This is a genomic window from Agrobacterium sp. InxBP2 (assembly GCF_026191755.1).
GTDB classification, from domain to species: domain Bacteria; phylum Pseudomonadota; class Alphaproteobacteria; order Rhizobiales; family Rhizobiaceae; genus Agrobacterium; species Agrobacterium pusense.
Genome location: NZ_JAINDY010000033.1, coordinates 547450 through 564666, shown reverse-complemented (window position 1 = coordinate 564666; position 17217 = coordinate 547450). Strand labels below are relative to the sequence as shown.

Sequence of the window (17217 nt, the reverse complement as noted above, 5' to 3'; positions counted from 1 at the left end):
CCACCCCGAAACCGACTTTCCGCGTCCGGTCGGCGCGGTTTGTCCTTTGTCAAAAACATCTTCAGAAGCGCCCATCCGCATCGGCTGTCAACGCCTTTGTTGTGCGTTGCGGTAAAACCAGCGTCATGGCTATCAACCTTGGCTGCGGAACGGCGTAAAGGGTGCGGGCGTTGTCGTAAAACAAGCGGCACGGATCGGCTATTCATGCTTATAAGCCGCACTCCGCCCGGTCCTGCCGGAGAGGCGAAGAGGAATGACGAATGGAATTTTCGCGACACGCGCGAAGCTTAGGTATTTGCAGCTATCCGGTTGTTGACAATATGCTTTTTAACGCCATTCTGCCTTCGAATCCGAGCATTGCGGCATTTGAATACAAGGGGACGCCAGATGACAGACCGTGACGACGACGCTGTCGCGCCCGATGAATTGAAGCCGTCGGATGCCCCGTCGGATATTTATGCCGAAGATGGCTCGGTGCGTTCCGATTTTCTGACCATGGTGGGTGCGGCAATCGCCGATCGCGACCTCTTGTTCCTGCGCAAGAATGTGGCGCGACTGCATGAATCCGAACTCGGAGACCTGCTTGAATCCATTCTCCCGGAACAGCGCCACGCGCTTGTGCGGCTGCTCGGTTCCGATTTTGATATGACGGCGCTGACCGAGGTGGATGAAGGTATCCGCCTCGATATCGTCGATCAGATGTCGAACGAGCAGATCGCTGCCGGTATCGGCGAACTCGATTCGGACGACGCCGTCTACATTCTTGAAGACCTCGACGACGAGGATCGTAAGGACATTCTCTCGCAGCTGCCCTTCACCGAACGCGTGCGATTGATGCGGGCGCTGGACTATCCTGAGAGCTCGGCCGGTCGGCGCATGCAGACGGAATTCGTCGCCGTGCCGCCATTCTGGACTGTCGGGCAGACTATTGATTATCTGCGAGAGGAGGAGGAACTCCCGGATTCCTTCACCCAGATTTTTGTCATCGATCCCACTTTCAAGCTGGTCGGCGCGCTCGATCTCGACAAGGTGCTGCGGGCCAAGCGCCAGGTGAAGATCGAAACGATCATGCACGAGACAAACCATTCCATTCCAGCAGAAATGGACCAGGAAGAGGCAGCGCAGCTCTTCGAGCAATACGACCTTCTGTCCGCCGCCGTGGTGGACAATAACGGCCGGCTGGTCGGCGTGCTGACCATCGATGACGTGGTCGACGTCATCCAGGAAGAGGCCGAGGAAGACCTTCTGCGTCTCGGCGGTGTGGGTGACGAAGAGCTGTCGGACTCCATCGCCAGCACGTCGCGTTCCCGTGTTCCGTGGCTCGCCGTCAATCTCATCACTGCCTTTCTGTCCGCTTCCGTCATCAGCCTGTTCGATGCGACAATCCAGCAGATCGTCGCGCTGGCGATCCTGATGCCTGCGGTCGCCGGCATGGGCGGCAACGCCGGATCGCAGACCATGACGGTATCGGTGCGCGCGCTTGCCACCAAAAGCCTCGATATCAACAATGCCGCCCGCATCATCCGGCGCGAGGCGGGGGTGGGCATTCTGAACGGCATGCTGTTCGGCTGCGCCATCGGTGTTGTCGCGGCGCTATGGTTTCAGGACATCCATATTGGCGGCATCATCGCCACGGCCATGTGTCTCAACATGCTCGCGGCGGCCCTGGCGGGAATTCTCATTCCGCTCGTCCTCGACAAGTTCGGAGCTGACCCTGCCGTCTCATCCGCCGTTTTCGTAACGGCGGTGACGGACATTGTCGGGTTTTTTGCCTTCCTGGGAATAGCGACCTGGTGGTACGGAATTTCGGGATAGGCGAGGGCGGCCATAAAATTGACTTTTACGTGAAGGTCAAATAATAATTATCCGGTAAGGAATCGGATAGGCCCGTGAACAAATATTATAGCATAACCGAACTGACCCGAGAATTCGGTGTTTCCACCCGCACACTCAGATTTTATGAGGATGAAGGGTTGATCCATCCTGAGCGGCGCGGGCGCACCAGGCTTTTCCGCGCTGCGGACCGCCGTCTCATTCAGGAAATCCTGCGCGGTCGCCGTATCGGTTTCACGATAGCCGAAATCCGCGAGATCATTCAGGTCTACAAGGAGCCGCCGGGGGAATCGGGCCAGCTTGTGCTCCTGATGAAGAAGGTCGATGAAAAGCGCGCTGATCTTCGGCAGAAGCGTAAGGATATCGAGGAGACGCTGGCGGAGCTCGACAATGTCGAAGAAGCCTGTCTAACGCGTCTTGCTGAAATCGGCGTTGGGACCTGAGCACTGCTTTTTAGCGGTATTGGATATTCCGTTGACGTAACTGTCGGGAACGGCTCCGAGCCTCTCCGCTTTGCTTCATAGGAAACGAGCGGGTTCCGCTAGCCTTTTCTCCCCGCCGACGAGAATGTCGCGGCAGCGGGATGTGGGACATGATCTCGATTTATCACCGACGTTCGCCCCCTGATCCGACCCTTCGGGCCACCTTCTCCCCGGAAAGGGGGAGGAAAGACGGCGACCGCTGACGCTCTGGCTGCCTGCGCTACTGCGCCTCAACAGTGCACTGCTGTGCCACTTCGCTGACCTTCGTCTGCTGATCCGCGGTCAGCTTGCCTTCCATCATGATGTCAAAAAGGCTTTCCGCCTGGAGCTTCTCCAGCGTGCAGCCGCAGAAGCGCTGGCACAGCTCCAGCCCGTTCGCCTGTTCGACGCAGCTTTTTTCGCAGCTTGATTTGTATAGTTCGACCTGATCGACAGGCGGCGGCGGGGCGACGAGCGACAGGGTATAAACAAGGCCGATTAATACCGGCTGGTGGATGAGATAGAAGGCAAGGCTGTGACGGCCGGCGCTTGCAAGAAGGTTGCGAGGTGAACTCGGGCTTCGAAAGCGGTCGAGCCAGCCGCGCGGCGAGACGAATTGCGAGACCGCAAGCCCGGCGAGGAACGGCGCAAGCCAGGGCAGCAGCGGGACATAATCATTCGAACGGGGTGGCTGGGTGGAAAAGCCGATCCAGGCCAGCCATTTTGCATTGAACAGTTCGGATTGCAGATATTGCGGCAGGATAAAAGCAATCACAGCGAAAAGCAGTGTCACGGCTGCGGGTGCCCTGAGGAACAACAGTCCCACGAGGCTTGCGGCGGCAATATTATGCAGTATGCCGAAGAAGATGAAGCTGTCCGGAAAGGCGAAATAGGTGGCGATGGTGATGAGCAGCGCCGAACCGGCCACCATGGCGAAACGCTTGCCGAAGGATGGCCAGTTCACGCCCTTGCCGTGGGCGAGAAACAGGCTGAAACCCGCAAGGAACAGAAATGACGTCGCGATGCCGCGTGCGTACAGCTTCCAGAGGCCCGTGGTTGCCGTGCCTGGTTCGAGATAACCGAAATATTCCAGATTCCACGTGAAGTGGTAGGACGCCATGGCGATGAGGGCCAGCCCGCGGAGCGTGTCGAGGCCGCCTATGCGGCCTTTACGGCGGTTTTCGTCGGCGACTGTGTTTGTGTCCATGGTTTCCGTTTTTCAGCTTTCGGTAAGGCCGGTGTCTTGCTCGGCTTGGCCCTTGAAGTGCGGCTATTTCAAGGCCTGTTTTCTTCCATGATGGCGCGTCGCGCCTCGGAAAAGAACTGGCGGCGCAAGAGCGCGACAATGATGATGACCGTGCTGGCGATGAAGACATAGGGGCTGATGAACCAGCCGAGATAACCGATGGACAGAAAGATGGTCCGCAGGCCGTCATTGAAGTTCTTGGCGGCGATGATATTCATCTTGATGACGTTCTCGGCCGCGCGTTCCGCCGCCTCGCGGTCGGCGCCGACGTCGTGCACCATGGGAATGGCGCCGAAGAGGATGGTGCAATAGTTGAACAGCCGGTAGGACCAGCCGAATTTGAAGAAGGAGTAACCGAAGAGACAGGTGAGCCCGATGACCTTCAGTTCAAAAGCCGTGCGACCGGCATAATGCACGAAAGGCATGTCGCGAAACACCGACTCGACCTGCTCGGTCGCCCCCAGAAGGGCAAAACATCCGCCGATGGCGAAGATGGAGGTGGAAGCGAAAAAGGCGGTTCCGTTCTGCAGGCCGGCCATGATCTGTGTGTCGATCATCTTCAGGTCGCGCTTCAGCGAATTCATGATCCAGTCGCGACGGCGCTCGGCCATGGCCTGGTTGAGGCTGGCGCGCGAAAACAGCCTCGTTCCCGTCGTCACATGGGTGTAGGCGGCCCATAGAAGGATGAAAACGACAATCGCGATATAGTCGATGACGGTCATTACGGGCAGGCCACCTTGCTGTTTGCGAATCTTCGAAACCATATTGATTTGAAGGCCATGGCAAGGCAATGGCGGCGGCTGACGTCACTCCCATATTCTCTTTTGGCGTTGCGGTTTCATCATTCGGTTTAACGCTAACTTTCCGGTAACCAAGTCGCTTTATCAGTCCTGTCGCGGACGACAGGTCTGCCGGTTCCGGGTTAAGGTTTTGCGTACCGGTTCCGCCTGGTTTTTCACCAACGGCAGGGACGGATTGACAGGATGGACGTTCGCACCTAGCTTTTCTTCCGGACCGGTGTTTCCGGTATCCGGAGCGTCAAGACTGATATGCCCCGCATCCTGCAGGCAGGTCTTGTTTTTTCCGGCCCGGTATCAGCGGCAGTCCGGCGTGAGCAACCGGGGGACGCCTTTTCTACGAATCGTTCCTTTCATGTCCGCCTGTCACTGGCTCGCGACCCGGCGAAGATGCCGGTCCGTTTATTCTCTTCCTTCAGGTTTCCCATGACAGATAATAACCGCTCCGTTTTCATTCTTGGCGGCGCGCGCTCCGGCAAATCGCGTTTTGCGGAAGAGCTTGCCATAAAAGCGGGCGGAAACCTGCATTATCTGGCCACCGGCCGGGCTTGGGATGACGAGATGCGTGACCGGATCGCCCATCATCAGGCGCGGCGTGGCGGCGAATGGGCCACCCATGAAGTGCCCGTCGATATCGCCGCCATGCTGGAGCGGCTGGACCGGCCGGACAATGTCGTTCTCGTCGATTGCCTCACTTTGTGGCTTACCAATCTGATGATGGAAAATGCGGATTTCGATGCTGCCTTCGCGGCACTTGAGGCGGCGATCCTGTCGGCTCGGGCGAAGCTGATTTTCGTTTCCAATGAAGTCGGTCTCGGCATCGTGCCGGAAAATCGCATGGCGCGGGAATTCCGGGATCATGCGGGGCGGCTGCATCAGCGAATCGCCGCCATTGCCGGTGAGGTCTTTTTCGTCGCCGCCGGGTTGCCCCTGAAAATGAAGGGCTGAAGCGGCACCCGCGAAAGCGCGGTCGACATCGCCGCACTCCAGCTTAGAGGCAAATTTCCCCTGCAAATGCGAGCCGCATTTTGGCGAGGCTGCGGCAGCTTTGCTTTCTTGATCTGGATCAAGGTCGCTTCCCATTCCCGATGGCAATGCTCCAACCGACGCAAAGGCGCACGTCCGCTCTCCCAGGCGCATGCAGTGCCTTTCGTCGGTCGGCTTGCACGTTGGGGGAAACCAACAATGAACTACACACTGGAAACCGCGATCGTGGCCCTTGGGGCCTTTCTCGCGTTGCTCGGGGCGGCATTCGCCCATGACAGTCTTTTCGCCGCCCATATGTGGGTGCTGTTCTTTACGCTGCTGGTCAGCACGGTGCTTCTGTTACGCCGTGTCTCCTTTGCGCCCGTCGATCCGGCCGCGCGGGCCCGGCGCAAGTCGGAATATTTCGACGGAGTCGTACGATACGGTGTCATCGCCACCGTCTTCTGGGGCGTCGTCGGCTTCCTGGTCGGCGTCGTGGTGGCGCTGCAGCTTGCTTTTCCGGATCTCAACATCGCGCCCTATTTCAATTTCGGCCGTGTAAGGCCGCTGCACACGTCGGCGGTGATCTTCGCTTTCGGGGGAAATGCGCTGATCGCCACCTCATTCTACGTGGTGCAGAGAACCTGTCGGGCACGCCTGTTCGGCGGCGATCTCGGCTGGTTCGTGTTCTGGGGCTACAACCTCTTCATCGTCATGGCCGCCACCGGCTATCTGCTCGGCATAACGCAGGGACGCGAATATGCGGAGCCGGAATGGTATGTCGATATCTGGCTGACGATCGTCTGGGTTGCCTATCTCATCACGTTCCTCGGCACGATCCTGACACGCAAGGAGCCGCATATCTATGTGGCGAACTGGTTCTACCTGAGCTTCATCGTGACGATTGCCATGCTGCACATCGTCAACAACCTCGCCATTCCCGTCTCTTTTCTCGGCGTCAAGAGCTACTCCGCCTTTTCGGGCGTGCAGGATGCGCTGACGCAATGGTGGTATGGCCATAACGCCGTCGGCTTCTTCCTGACGGCCGGCTTCCTCGGCATGATGTATTACTTCATTCCGAAGCAGGTGAACCGCCCGGTTTATTCATACCGCCTGTCGATCATCCACTTCTGGGCGCTGATCTTCATGTATATCTGGGCAGGCCCGCACCACCTGCATTACACGGCACTTCCGGACTGGGCGCAGACGCTTGGCATGGTGTTCTCGATCATGCTGTGGATGCCATCGTGGGGCGGCATGATCAACGGCCTGATGACGCTTTCTGGCGCCTGGGACAAGATCCGTACCGATCCCATCGTGCGCATGATGGTGATGGCGGTTGCCTTCTATGGCATGGCCACCTTCGAGGGCCCGATGATGTCGATCAAGGCCGTCAACTCGCTCAGCCACTATACCGACTGGACCATCGGCCATGTGCATTCGGGCGCTCTCGGCTGGAACGGCATGATCACCTTCGGCGCGATCTATTATCTGACGCCCAAGCTGTGGGGCAGGGACCGTCTTTATAGCCTGCAACTCGTGAACTGGCACTTCTGGCTCGCCACGCTCGGCATCGTCATCTACGCCGCCGTCATGTGGGTGGCCGGCATCCAGCAGGCGCTGATGTGGCGCGAATATGATAGCCAGGGCTTCCTTGTCTATTCCTTCGCGGAATCGGTGGCAGCGCTGTTCCCCTATTATGTGATGCGTGCACTGGGCGGCCTGATGTTCCTCAGCGGCGCGCTGATCATGGCCTACAACGTCACCATGACCATCCTCGGTCATCAACGCGAGGAGGGCGCCAGCAAAGGCGCGGCTCCTTCGCTGCAGCCCGCTGAATAGGAGGGGCCGATGTCCATACTCGACAAACACGGCGTCATCGAACGTAACGCCACCCTGCTTCTGGTCGGCTCGCTGCTGGTGGTCTCGATCGGCGGTATCGTGGAAATCGCACCGCTCTTCTACCTCGAAAACACCATCGAGAAGGTGGAAGGCATGCGGCCCTACACGCCGCTGGAGCTGGCCGGGCGCAACATCTACATCCGCGAGGGATGTTATGTCTGCCACAGCCAGATGATCCGCCCGTTCCGCGACGAGGTGGAACGTTATGGGCATTACAGCCTGGCGGCGGAATCCATGTACGACCATCCGTTCCAGTGGGGTTCGAAGCGTACGGGGCCTGACCTGGCGCGCGTGGGTGACCGTTATTCGAACGAATGGCACGTGCAGCATCTGGCTGATCCACGCTCGGTGGTGCCGGAATCGATCATGCCGTCCTATGCCTTCCTCAAGACAACGCCGCTCAAGATCACTGACATCTCCATGGAGCTGAAGGCCAACCGTGCTGTCGGTGTGCCCTATAGCGACGAGATGATCGAGAAATCCGCGGCCGATCTCGCCGCCCAGGCGGACCCGAATGCGGATTCGTCGGAACTGCTGACGCGCTATCCCAAGGCCAAGGTCGGCGATTTCGACGGCGATCCGGCAAAGCTCACGGAGATGGATGCGCTGGTCGCTTATCTCCAGATGCTCGGCACGCTGGTCGATTTCTCGACCTATGACGATGCCGCCGGTTACCGGTGAGGAGGCGGAACGATGGAAACCTACACGGCCATGCGCCACTTCGCCGATAGCTGGGGCCTGCTTGCCATGACCCTGTTCTTCGCCGGCGTCGTCATCTTCACGCTTCGCCCAGGCTCGAAAAGGGCCGCGGACGATGCGGCCAGCATTCCGCTCAGGGAGGACTGAACATGTCCGAAAAACACATCGATAAAATCAGCGGCGTCGAAACCACCGGCCACGAGTGGGACGGTATTCGCGAATTGAACAACCCCATGCCTCGCTGGTGGGTGTGGACATTCTACGCCACGATTGTCTGGGCCATCGGCTACACCATCGCTTTTCCGGCATGGCCGCTGATTTCAGGTGCAACCCAGGGCGTCCTCGGCTGGAACAGCCGTGCCGAAATCGCCGCGGACCTGGCCGATGCCAGACAGTCTCAGAGCATCTATGTCGACAAGATCGCCAATTCGTCGCTTGCCGACATCCAGGCGGACCCGACGCTGATGCAATTTGCCCTTTCGGGCGGTGCTGCCGCTTTCAAGGTCAATTGCATTCAGTGTCACGGTTCTGGCGCGGAGGGCGGGCAGGGTTATCCCAACCTCAATGACGACGACTGGATGTGGGGCGGCAGCGTCGATGATATCTATACGACGGTGAAGCACGGCATCCGCTTTCAGGATGATCCAGACACACGTGCTTCGGAAATGCCGGCCTTTGGCGATATACTGCAGCCGGATGAAATTCGTCAGGTTGCCGCTTATGTGTTCAGCCTCACGGGAACGCCTTCCAACCCGGTGCTGGTGGAACCCGGAAGGCAGCTGTTTGCCGACAATTGTGCCTCTTGCCATGGGGAAGATGCCAAGGGCAACCGCGAATTCGGTGCACCCAATCTTGCCGACGCCATCTGGCTGAAATCTCATGGCGAGGAGGGGATCGTTTCGCAGATACGCTCTCCCAAGCATGGCGTCATGCCCGCCTGGGGTGAGCGCCTCGGTGACACGACGGTCAAGCAGCTTGCGATCTTCGTGCACTCGCTGGGCGGCGGCGAATAAGAGCGTCTGAGCAAAAGCAGGGGCCGCATCATGCGGCCCTCGACTGTTTCCATTCTTCTTCGATGATGCAGCTCGGCTGCGGGCGGAGAAAACCGGCGCTCGAGCCGCGAGGCGTCCCGCCCCTCAGGACGTGACCTTATCGAGCGCGCGTTCGATGCGCTTTGCCGCTTGCCAGAGGTCTTCCATCCTCTCGAGGCTTGCTTCCTCCAGCGTCTCGCCATTTTCGCCAAGCGATTTTTCGATGTGGTTGAAGCGCCTGCGAAATTTCGTGTTGGTGCCGCGCAGCGCGTTTTCCGGATCGGCCTTGACGTGACGGCCGATATTGACGAGGGCGAAGATCAGGTCGCCCAGTTCGTCTAAGACCTTTTCAGGCCTTCCTTCCTCCAGCGCTTCGCGCAGTTCGGCGATTTCTTCTTCGATCTTGTCGAGAATGGGGGCGGGGTCCGACCAGTCGAAACCGACGCGCGCCGCCTGTTCCTGCAGTTTGAGCGCTTCGGTCAGCGCCGGCTGGCTGCGTTGCACACCGCCGAGAAAGCCGGCCTTGAAATCCTCCGTCATGCCCCGGCGCTCACGGCGCGCTGCGCGCTCGCGTTTTTCCTCGGCCTTGATCCGGTCCCACTGCAGCTTGACGCTGTCGGGCGTATCGGCCTCGGAGGCGGCAAAGACATGCGGGTGTCGGCGGATCATTTTCGAGGTGACGGCATGCACCACATCGCCGAAGGCAAACTCACCGCGCTCTTCGGCGATACGTGAATGAAAGACGACCTGCAACAGAAGATCGCCCAGTTCTTCGCAAAGATCGTCCATGTCCCTGCGCTCGATGGCGTCGGCGACTTCATAAGCCTCTTCAATCGTATAGGGCTTGATCGTCTCGAAGGTCTGGACGACATCCCACGGGCAACCGGTTTCCGGCTGGCGCAGGGCTTCCATGATCTCGATCAGGCGGGAAATGTCCTTCGAGGCTTCCATATGCTCAAACCTTCGCTTGTGTTTATGCCGGTCCGGCCGTCCAGTTCCGCGCTTAATTCAGAGGAATATCGTTGCCGCCCTTCGACGACTGATAGCTGGTGGACAGATCGTCATAGGCCGCCTTGATGCGGGCGGTCTGCGCCTTCAACGTGCTCTTCAGCGGATCCTCCTCGGCTTCCACCAGATCGGTGATGAAATACGAGTTCCAGAAAGCGTTGTTGCGGCGATAGCCGCCCGGCTCCAACCCGAAGACTTCCTTCAGAATTTTCAGATCATGCGGGATAGCGAAAGCGTCGCGCGAATCCTCGTGGCTGAAGAAGGAGTAGAAATTGTCGAAACCGGCCCAGGTGATGGCGGACATGCACATGGTGCAGGGTTCGTGGGTGGAGAGGAAAATCAGGTCCTTCGTATTCGGCTTTTCGCCCAGTTCGTAAAACCGCTTCAGCGTATGCACCTCGCCGTGCCAGAGCGGATTTTCCAGCTCGTTGTTGGTTTCCGCAACCACCAGCGACAGGTCGGACTTACGCAGGATTGCCGCGCCAAAAACCTTGTTGCCAAGGCTGACACCGCGCGCCGTCAATGGCAGGATATCGTGTTCGATGACATCAAGAAGGCGGGCGGAAAGTGGCTGGCTGGTCAAGGGGGCGGTCCTTCTTGCCGCTTGTATAAAGCGGTCTTCGCATGGAAAACAGATGGCAAATTGTCTTCCCTTGTTCGGCGCAGGGGCCGGGTTTGTCAAGGGATTCGCGCTGCGCTTGGAAGCCTCCAGGCGTGCGGGAAACAGAGGCCGGTTTGTTTTCCTCCAAAACCGGGGTGTTCGAGAAATAAAAATCCAGGTGCCGGAAAGGCTTGAATTTCTGTTTCTTCAATCTTGCGCCGCGATGCGGGATATATGTCCAATGCACAACGAACATGATTTTTCCGCTGCCGGCGATCGCCTTTCAACCTTCCCCGCATTCTTCCGGGTCGAGGGCAGGCAGGTTGCCGTCTTCGGAAATGGCGATGAGGCCTTCGCAAAGGTCAGGCTTCTTGCCAATACCAATGCGCATATCGTTGCCTATGCCGACGAGCCGGAGGCTGATTACGCAGTTTATCTCCGCGAACACGGCATCGATCATCGGCCTCATGCTTTTGCCAGCCATCTGATCGACGGTGCGACCCTGGTTTTTGCTGCAACTGGCGAGGCTGTTCTGGACAGGGACATCGTTGCTGCCGCGCGTTCCCGGAAAATCCCCGCCAATGCGGTGGACCAGCCGGAATTCTGCGATTTCTTCACGCCGGCGCTTGTGTCCCGGGCACCCGTCGCGGTGGCTATCGGCACCGAAGGGGCAGGGCCGGTGCTCGCGCAGATGATCCGCGCGCGCATAGACCAGATGCTGTCGCCTTCACTTGGCAAGCTGGCACATCTCGCCGTGCAGTACCGCGGTGCAGCGGAACAAACCGTACCGAAGGGCGCGTTGCGGCGCAATTTCTGGCGGCGATTTTTCTCCGGTGCAGTTGCGGATGCCGTCGCCGTCGGCGACGCCCCGGCCGCCCATCAGGCTGTCGACCGTCTTCTGCGGTCGCCCGAACGCAGCGAAGGCCGCGTATGGCTTGTCGGCGCCGGGCCCGGTGCGGAAGATCTTCTGACGCTGCGCGCGCAGCGCGTGCTGATGGAAGCCGACGTCATCGTTTACGATGCGCTGGTGCCGCAGGCGATCATCGATATGGGCCGTCGCGACGCCGAGAGGCTATCGGTCGGCAAGCGCAAGGGCTGCCATAGCAAGTCGCAGGACGAGATCAACCGCCTGCTGGTGCGTCTCGGAAAGGACGGCAAGCGCGTCGTACGCCTCAAATCCGGCGATCCCCTGGTTTATGGCCGTGCGGGCGAGGAGATGGCAGCGCTGCGCGATGCCGGCATCGCTTACGAGATCGTGCCTGGCATCACGTCGGCCTTCGCCGCCGCTGCGGATTTTGAACTGCCGCTGACGCTGCGTGGTGTCGCCTCGTCGCTGATTTTCACCACCGGTCACGATCTGACAGGCGATGTTCTGCCCGACTGGGCCCGGCTTGCCGTTTCCGGTGCGACCATTGCCGTCTATATGGGCCGCAGCGTCGCTGCCTCGGTGGCCACAAGGCTTATCGAAGCGGGGCTCGGTGTGGAAACCACCGTCGCCGTTATCGAAAACGCCAGCCGCGCGGATCGCCGCCTGCTGCACGGAACATTAAACGATCTGCCCGACCTTGAACATCGCGATGAACTGACCGGTCCTGTCATGGTCATCATCGGCGATGCGGTGGCGGGCGCCAATTTCGACAGGTCCGAGGCGCTTGCGCTTGCCGGAAGGCCGGCGGACCTCAAACGGGAGTATGTAAATGGCTGACAAGGTTTTGACCGCCAACCGCCTGAGCGATGGCATTGCCGTCTGGCTCGACGCCAACGGCGAATGGACGGAAAACCTGCAGGGCGCAATCGTCGCCCGCCATGCGGAAGCGGTCGCCTCGTTCGAGGAGATCGGCAAACGGGATTTTTCCGCCAACAAGGTCGTTGACGTTAATATCGTTGACGTTGTGGAAGAGAACGGCAAGCTCTGGCCGACGCGCCTGCGCGAGCGCATTCGCGCCGCCGGCCCGACCGTGCACTATGCGACCGGCTACAAGCCGGCCGATGCAGCATTTATCGCAGTCTGAGGAAGAATATGTACCGTTACGACGAGTTCGATCACGCATTTGTTGAAGGCCGCGTGGCGCAGTTTCGCGATCAGGTTGAGCGCCGGCTATCCGGTGAGCTGGCCGAGGACGCATTCAAGCCATTGCGCCTGATGAATGGTGTCTATCTTCAGCTGCACGCCTATATGCTGCGCGTCGCCATTCCCTACGGTACGCTGAATTCCAAGCAGATGCGGATGCTGGCGCATATCGCCCGTAAATACGACCGGGGTTACGGCCATTTCACCACCCGTCAGAACATCCAGTATAACTGGCCGCGCCTCTCTGACACCCCGGATATCCTCTCCGAACTGGCAAGCGTGGAAATGCACGCGCTGCAGACCTCTGGCAACTGCATTCGCAACGTCACGGCGGATCATTTCGCTGGCGCTGCGGCCGACGAGGTTGCTGATCCGCGTCCTTATGCCGAGATCCTGCGCCAATGGTCTTCCGTGCATCCGGAATTCTCGTTCCTGCCGCGCAAGTTCAAGATTGCAGTGACGGGTGCCGAACGCGATCGTGCGGCCATTCAGGTTCACGATATCGGCCTGCATCTTAAAAAGAACGACAAGGGCGAGATTGGCTTTGCCGTTTATGTCGGTGGTGGACAGGGGCGCACGCCGATGATCGCCAAGAAGATCCGCGACTTCCTGCCGGAAGAAGATCTCCTGTCCTATACCACGGCCGTGATGCGGGTTTATAACCTGCATGGTCGTCGCGACAACAAATACAAGGCGCGCATCAAGATCCTCGTGCATGAGACGGGTGCGGAAGAACTGGCCCGTCAGGTCGAGGTCGAATTTGCGGAACTCAAGAACTCCGAATTGAAGCTGCCGGATGCCGATATCGCCGCCATCACCGCCTATTTCGCGCCGCCGGCGCTGAAGGACCGGCCGGAAGGCTGGGAAAGCCTGGCGCGCTGGAAGCGGGCCGACGAGGGCTTTGCCCGTTTTGTCGAGCAGAACGTCGCCCCGCACAAGCATCCGGACTACGGCATGGTAACGATCTCGCTGAAGCCGATCGGTGGCATTCCGGGCGACGCGACGGATGAGCAGATGGAGCTGGTCGCCGATATTGCCGCGGAATATGCCTTCGACGAAATCCGCATCAGCCATGAGCAGAACATCATCCTGCCGCATGTGGCGCTGGCTGACCTCGAGCCGGTCTATCGTGCACTTGCAGGCGCGGGTCTTGCGACCGCCAATGCCGGGCTCATCACCGATATCATCGCCTGTCCCGGGCTGGATTATTGCGCGCTTGCCAATGCGCGCTCCATTCCGGTGGCGCAGGAAATTTCCACCCGCTTCGGTTCGCCGGAGCGTCAGGCGGAAATTGGTGAGCTGAAGATCAAGATTTCCGGCTGTATCAATGCCTGCGGCCACCACCATGTCGGTCATATCGGGCTGCTGGGCGTGGAAAAGAAGGGTGCGGAACTCTACCAGATCACGCTTGGCGGATCGGGTGACGAAAACACCTCGATTGGTGAGATCATCGGTCGCGGCTTCGAACCGGAAAAGGTGACCGACGCGGTTGAAACCATCGTCGACACCTATCTCGGGCTTCGCCTTTCAAAGGAAGAGAATTTCCTTGAAGCCTATCGCCGCGTCGGGCCGCAACCGTTCAAGGATGCGCTCTACGGTTCCGCCGCCGAAGCCGCCTGAGGAGAATGTCATGACGAAAATCTGGACCCGCGACGGCTTCGTGGAGAACGATCCCTGGGTGATCGAAACGGAAGAATTAAAAGCGGTGGCTGAGCAGAAGTCCGTGCTGCCGCTTGCCGATTTTCTGGTTCGTGCGGCCGAAAGCAACGATATCGGTCTCGGGGTGCTGATTGCGCCGGCCGATGATGTGACCCGGCTGGAACCTTATCTCGACCGTATCGAGCTTGTCGCGGTGAGTTTCCCGGCTTTCAATGACGGCCGTGGTTTCAGCCACGCGTCGCTGCTGCGCAGCCGCCTCGGTTTCACAGGCGAGGTGAGGGCGATTGGCGACGTGCTGATCGATCAGGTGCCGCTCATGCTGCGTACCGGCTTCACAAGCTTTGCGGTGACGAATGGTACGGCGATCCGCCGCCTGTCCGAAAATCGCCTGCCGGAAATTCCGGTCTATTACCAGCCGACGGCCAGGCCTGCGAGCGACGGCGAGGCTTATAGCTGGCGTCGGCGTGCGTCTCTGTGACACGTTGCACGGAAATATGAGTTTCTGATACATATTTCCTACGCACATGGCAGTATTGACATTCTCATGCCTTCAAACCGGAGCAGAAATGGTATAATTGCCCGGTCGGAGAATGTCGCTCATCGAATAGAATGGACGGAACCTAAATGAACGCGCCAGCCAAGACGGAAGATTTCGCGATCAAGATACCCGATGGTGTTTATGCCGAGACGGTTTTGTCGGTGGAACATTATACGGATCATCTGTTCCGTTTCCGCATGACGCGTCCGGCCGGCTTCCGTTTTCGTTCCGGCGAATTCGCTATGATCGGCCTGATGGTCGGCGACAAGCCGATCTATCGCGCCTATTCCATCGCCAGCCCCGCCTGGGACGAGGAGTTGGAATTTTTCTCGATCAAGGTCCCGGATGGCCCGCTGACCTCCCATCTTCAGGCGATAAAGCCTGGCGATACTGTTTTGATGCGCAAGAAGCCGACAGGCACGCTGGTTCTCGATGCGCTAACGCCCGGCCGACGGCTTTACATGTTCTCCACCGGCACCGGCATTGCGCCTTTCGCGAGCCTGATCCGCGATCCCGAGACCTATGAGAAGTTCGAAGAAGTCATCCTCACCCATACCTGCCGCGATGTGGCCGAACTGAAATACGGTTTCGATCTGGTCGAGGAAATCAAGAACCACGAGTTCCTCAGCGAGATTGTCGGCGACAAGCTCAAGCATTATGCCACGGTGACCCGCGAAGATTATCCCTTCAAGGGCCGCATCACCACGCTGATCGAAAACGGCAAGCTGTTTTCCGATCTCGGCGTACCCGCGCTCGATCCGGCCATTGACCGCGGCATGATCTGCGGTTCCTCGGCGATGCTCAAGGATACCAAGGAACTGCTTGAGAATGCCGGTCTTACCGAAGGCGCCAACAACAAGCCTGCCGAATTCGTGATCGAACGCGCTTTCGTCGGCTGACGCAACACGGTCTACGACATATAAGGAGGCCAGATGGCCTCTTTTTCTGTTTGCGCCGTTACTGCCTTCCTTGAGACAGGCCATCATTATTCTGTTTAGGCGCTATCTCGTTGCGATAGAGCAGGAAAAGCCCGATGGCGATTGCCGCAATGCCGCCGCCGACAAGGTGCGACAGTGAATAACCGCCCTTCGTCACCAGCCAACCTGCGACGACATTGCTGAATGACGCGCCGATGCCTTGAACCATCATGACGCTGGCAAGACCGACATTAAAGCGGCCCGTGCCCTTCAAAATTCTCTCCACCGCAACCGGCGTGACTATGCCGAGAAGCCCCGCTCCGACACCGTCCAGAAACTGGACGGGGAAAATGACCCAGAAGTCCGTAAAGGCGGAAGCGAGAACGCCGCGGATCGGCAGTGCGACGAGCGCGATGATAAAGACGGTTGAGAGACCGAAACGTCGTATCAGCCAAGGCGCCATGGCGGCGACGAAAATCATCGCAAATTGCGCGACGCCGGTAATGATCGCAGTGGTGCGGAAGGGTGTCTGAAGTTCGATGGCGAAATCCTGCGCGATCAACCGGCCCATCGGCGCGTTGCCGAAGTGGAAGACGAGCAGGATGATGGCCAGAAAGATAAGTCCGCGTTCCTGCAGCAAGACCGCGATGCCGGATGGACCGGGTTCGCCCCTGTCTTCGCCAAGGCCGCGCGCCACCTTGTGGTCAATGCGTTCGGGGTCGATGGCCGCCGTCGCGACCAGAGCACCCGCAGCGGTCAGCAGCATCAGGCCGATGATGCCGTCCATGCCGAAGAAAGTGACGACGACATAAGTCGCGAAGAGCGATGCGAAATTGCCGCCGTGGTTCCAGAACTCGTTGCGCGAAATCTGATGGGAAAACAGGCGCTCGCCGACAAGGCCGAGCGTGAGGCCGGCAAGCGCCGGGCCGACCACGGCGCCGACGACGGCCGTCATGATCTGGCCGGTCCAGACGATCCAAACATCGGGAAAGATCAAGGTGATCAGCGCGCCGATGGTCACGAGGACGACGGGTATGGCAATCAGCGTCCTTTTCCACGTCGTTCCATCTACCAGGGCGCCACAAAGCGGCGTGGCAAGCAGACCCACGAGGCCGCCGACCGTGGCGATCATGCCCAGCGAGAGCGAAGACCAGCCCCGTGTCGCCAGAAATGCATCCAGAAACGGCCCGAGACCGTCGCGGGCGTCGGCGAGAAAGAAATTCAGTGCAGCAAGGGCAAAAAGCGTGCGATCCGAGATGCCACCGCTATGCGGCAGGCCGCCGGAAGGAAGGCGGCCGTGTGGTGCCGCAACGCCTACAGTCGTCATGAAAATACTCCGATAAATATGCAGGGAATCGAAAAAAATTGATCGAGGCTGGCGAGAAACATCTGTGCCCGCATTTGGTTGCATTGGCACGACATCAGCAGGGATGTTCCGATATTTTTGCCCGTTGCGGGATTAGCTGGAGGAACGTTTAACGGCATTTG

The 17217-nt window shown here is 59.0% G+C and carries 18 protein-coding genes; 12 read left to right on the top strand and 6 right to left on the bottom strand.

Annotated features, from left to right (window positions below; translation table 11 throughout):
- The first annotated feature begins 387 nt into the window (after window positions 1-387).
- Window positions 388-1815, top strand: coding sequence for a magnesium transporter (gene mgtE / locus K7A42_RS20650; protein WP_022556183.1), 1428 nt, complete (start codon window positions 388-390; stop codon window positions 1813-1815).
- A 74-nt stretch (window positions 1816-1889) separates the two neighbouring features.
- Window positions 1890-2276 carry a MerR family transcriptional regulator gene (locus tag K7A42_RS20645; RefSeq protein WP_004441868.1) on the top strand — a complete coding sequence of 129 codons (387 nt, stop codon included), beginning with the start codon at window positions 1890-1892 and terminating at the stop codon, window positions 2274-2276.
- 259 nt (window positions 2277-2535) lie between these two features.
- On the opposite strand, the gene K7A42_RS20640 is transcribed toward K7A42_RS20645, so the two are convergent.
- Both K7A42_RS20640 and K7A42_RS20635 read right to left on the bottom strand, forming a co-directional pair.
- Window positions 2536-3501 carry a DUF1624 domain-containing protein gene (locus K7A42_RS20640; protein WP_022556182.1) on the bottom strand — a complete coding sequence of 322 codons (966 nt, stop codon included), beginning with the start codon at window positions 3499-3501 and terminating at the stop codon, window positions 2536-2538.
- A 68-nt stretch (window positions 3502-3569) separates the two neighbouring features.
- Window positions 3570-4262: a DUF599 domain-containing protein gene (locus K7A42_RS20635; RefSeq protein WP_006697428.1), complete on the bottom strand. Its 693-nt coding sequence runs from the start codon at window positions 4260-4262 to the stop codon at window positions 3570-3572.
- Between the two features lie 501 nt (window positions 4263-4763).
- On the opposite strand from K7A42_RS20635, the gene cobU reads away from it, so the two are divergent.
- The 5 genes from cobU (at window position 4764) to ccoP (ending at window position 8917) form a co-directional block, all read left to right on the top strand.
- Window positions 4764-5285 (top strand): bifunctional adenosylcobinamide kinase/adenosylcobinamide-phosphate guanylyltransferase, encoded by a 522-nt coding sequence (gene cobU, locus K7A42_RS20630; RefSeq protein ID WP_153775543.1) that lies wholly within the window; start codon window positions 4764-4766, stop codon window positions 5283-5285.
- A gap of 237 nt (window positions 5286-5522) precedes the next feature.
- Window positions 5523-7145, top strand: coding sequence for a cytochrome-c oxidase, cbb3-type subunit I (ccoN, locus tag K7A42_RS20625; protein ID WP_035208797.1), 1623 nt, complete (start codon window positions 5523-5525; stop codon window positions 7143-7145).
- A gap of 9 nt (window positions 7146-7154) precedes the next feature.
- Window positions 7155-7886, top strand: a complete 732-nt coding sequence (gene ccoO, locus K7A42_RS20620) for a cytochrome-c oxidase, cbb3-type subunit II (protein WP_006697431.1) — start codon at window positions 7155-7157, stop codon at window positions 7884-7886.
- A 12-nt stretch (window positions 7887-7898) separates the two neighbouring features.
- Window positions 7899-8051 carry a CcoQ/FixQ family Cbb3-type cytochrome c oxidase assembly chaperone gene (locus K7A42_RS20615; RefSeq protein ID WP_004441852.1) on the top strand — a complete coding sequence of 51 codons (153 nt, stop codon included), beginning with the start codon at window positions 7899-7901 and terminating at the stop codon, window positions 8049-8051.
- A gap of 2 nt (window positions 8052-8053) precedes the next feature.
- On the top strand, window positions 8054-8917 hold the full coding sequence (gene ccoP / locus K7A42_RS20610) for a cytochrome-c oxidase, cbb3-type subunit III (RefSeq protein ID WP_006697432.1): 864 nt from the start codon (window positions 8054-8056) through the stop codon (window positions 8915-8917).
- Window positions 8918-9040: 123 nt separating this feature from the next.
- Here ccoP and mazG read toward each other — a convergent pair whose 3' ends face one another.
- From mazG to K7A42_RS20595, 3 genes are read right to left on the bottom strand one after another with little or no spacing between them, the layout of a single operon-like run.
- A complete protein-coding gene (mazG, locus tag K7A42_RS20605) occupies window positions 9041-9886 on the bottom strand; it encodes a nucleoside triphosphate pyrophosphohydrolase (RefSeq protein WP_282455777.1) in 846 nt (281 codons plus the stop codon).
- A gap of 52 nt (window positions 9887-9938) precedes the next feature.
- The gene (locus K7A42_RS20600; protein WP_006697434.1) at window positions 9939-10526 is read right to left on the bottom strand and encodes a deaminase; all 588 of its coding nucleotides are present in this window, start codon (window positions 10524-10526) and stop codon (window positions 9939-9941) included.
- Window positions 10492-10800 carry a hypothetical protein gene (locus tag K7A42_RS20595; RefSeq protein WP_269842115.1) on the bottom strand — a complete coding sequence of 103 codons (309 nt, stop codon included), beginning with the start codon at window positions 10798-10800 and terminating at the stop codon, window positions 10492-10494. The genes K7A42_RS20600 and K7A42_RS20595 overlap by 35 nt, the downstream gene beginning before the upstream one ends.
- On the opposite strand from K7A42_RS20595, the gene cysG reads away from it, so the two are divergent.
- The 5 genes from cysG to K7A42_RS20570 all read left to right on the top strand — a co-directional run bounded on the left by cysG (window position 10786) and on the right by K7A42_RS20570 (window position 15711).
- Window positions 10786-12249: a siroheme synthase CysG gene (cysG, locus tag K7A42_RS20590; protein WP_112554646.1), complete on the top strand. Its 1464-nt coding sequence runs from the start codon at window positions 10786-10788 to the stop codon at window positions 12247-12249. The genes K7A42_RS20595 and cysG overlap by 15 nt on opposite strands.
- Window positions 12242-12556, top strand: a complete 315-nt coding sequence (locus tag K7A42_RS20585) for a DUF2849 domain-containing protein (protein ID WP_004441838.1) — start codon at window positions 12242-12244, stop codon at window positions 12554-12556. The genes cysG and K7A42_RS20585 overlap by 8 nt, the downstream gene beginning before the upstream one ends.
- 8 nt (window positions 12557-12564) lie before the next feature.
- Window positions 12565-14235, top strand: coding sequence for a nitrite/sulfite reductase (locus K7A42_RS20580; protein ID WP_006697436.1), 1671 nt, complete (start codon window positions 12565-12567; stop codon window positions 14233-14235).
- 10 nt (window positions 14236-14245) lie between these two features.
- Window positions 14246-14752, top strand: a complete 507-nt coding sequence (locus tag K7A42_RS20575; protein WP_004441835.1) for a DUF934 domain-containing protein — start codon at window positions 14246-14248, stop codon at window positions 14750-14752.
- A 146-nt stretch (window positions 14753-14898) separates the two neighbouring features.
- Entirely contained in the window at window positions 14899-15711 is an 813-nt protein-coding gene (locus K7A42_RS20570; protein WP_022556175.1) for a ferredoxin--NADP reductase, read from the top strand.
- 58 nt (window positions 15712-15769) lie between these two features.
- On the opposite strand, the gene K7A42_RS20565 is transcribed toward K7A42_RS20570, so the two are convergent.
- On the bottom strand, window positions 15770-17056 hold the full coding sequence (locus K7A42_RS20565; RefSeq protein ID WP_077986329.1) for an MFS transporter: 1287 nt from the start codon (window positions 17054-17056) through the stop codon (window positions 15770-15772).
- Window positions 17057-17217 lie beyond the last annotated feature (161 nt).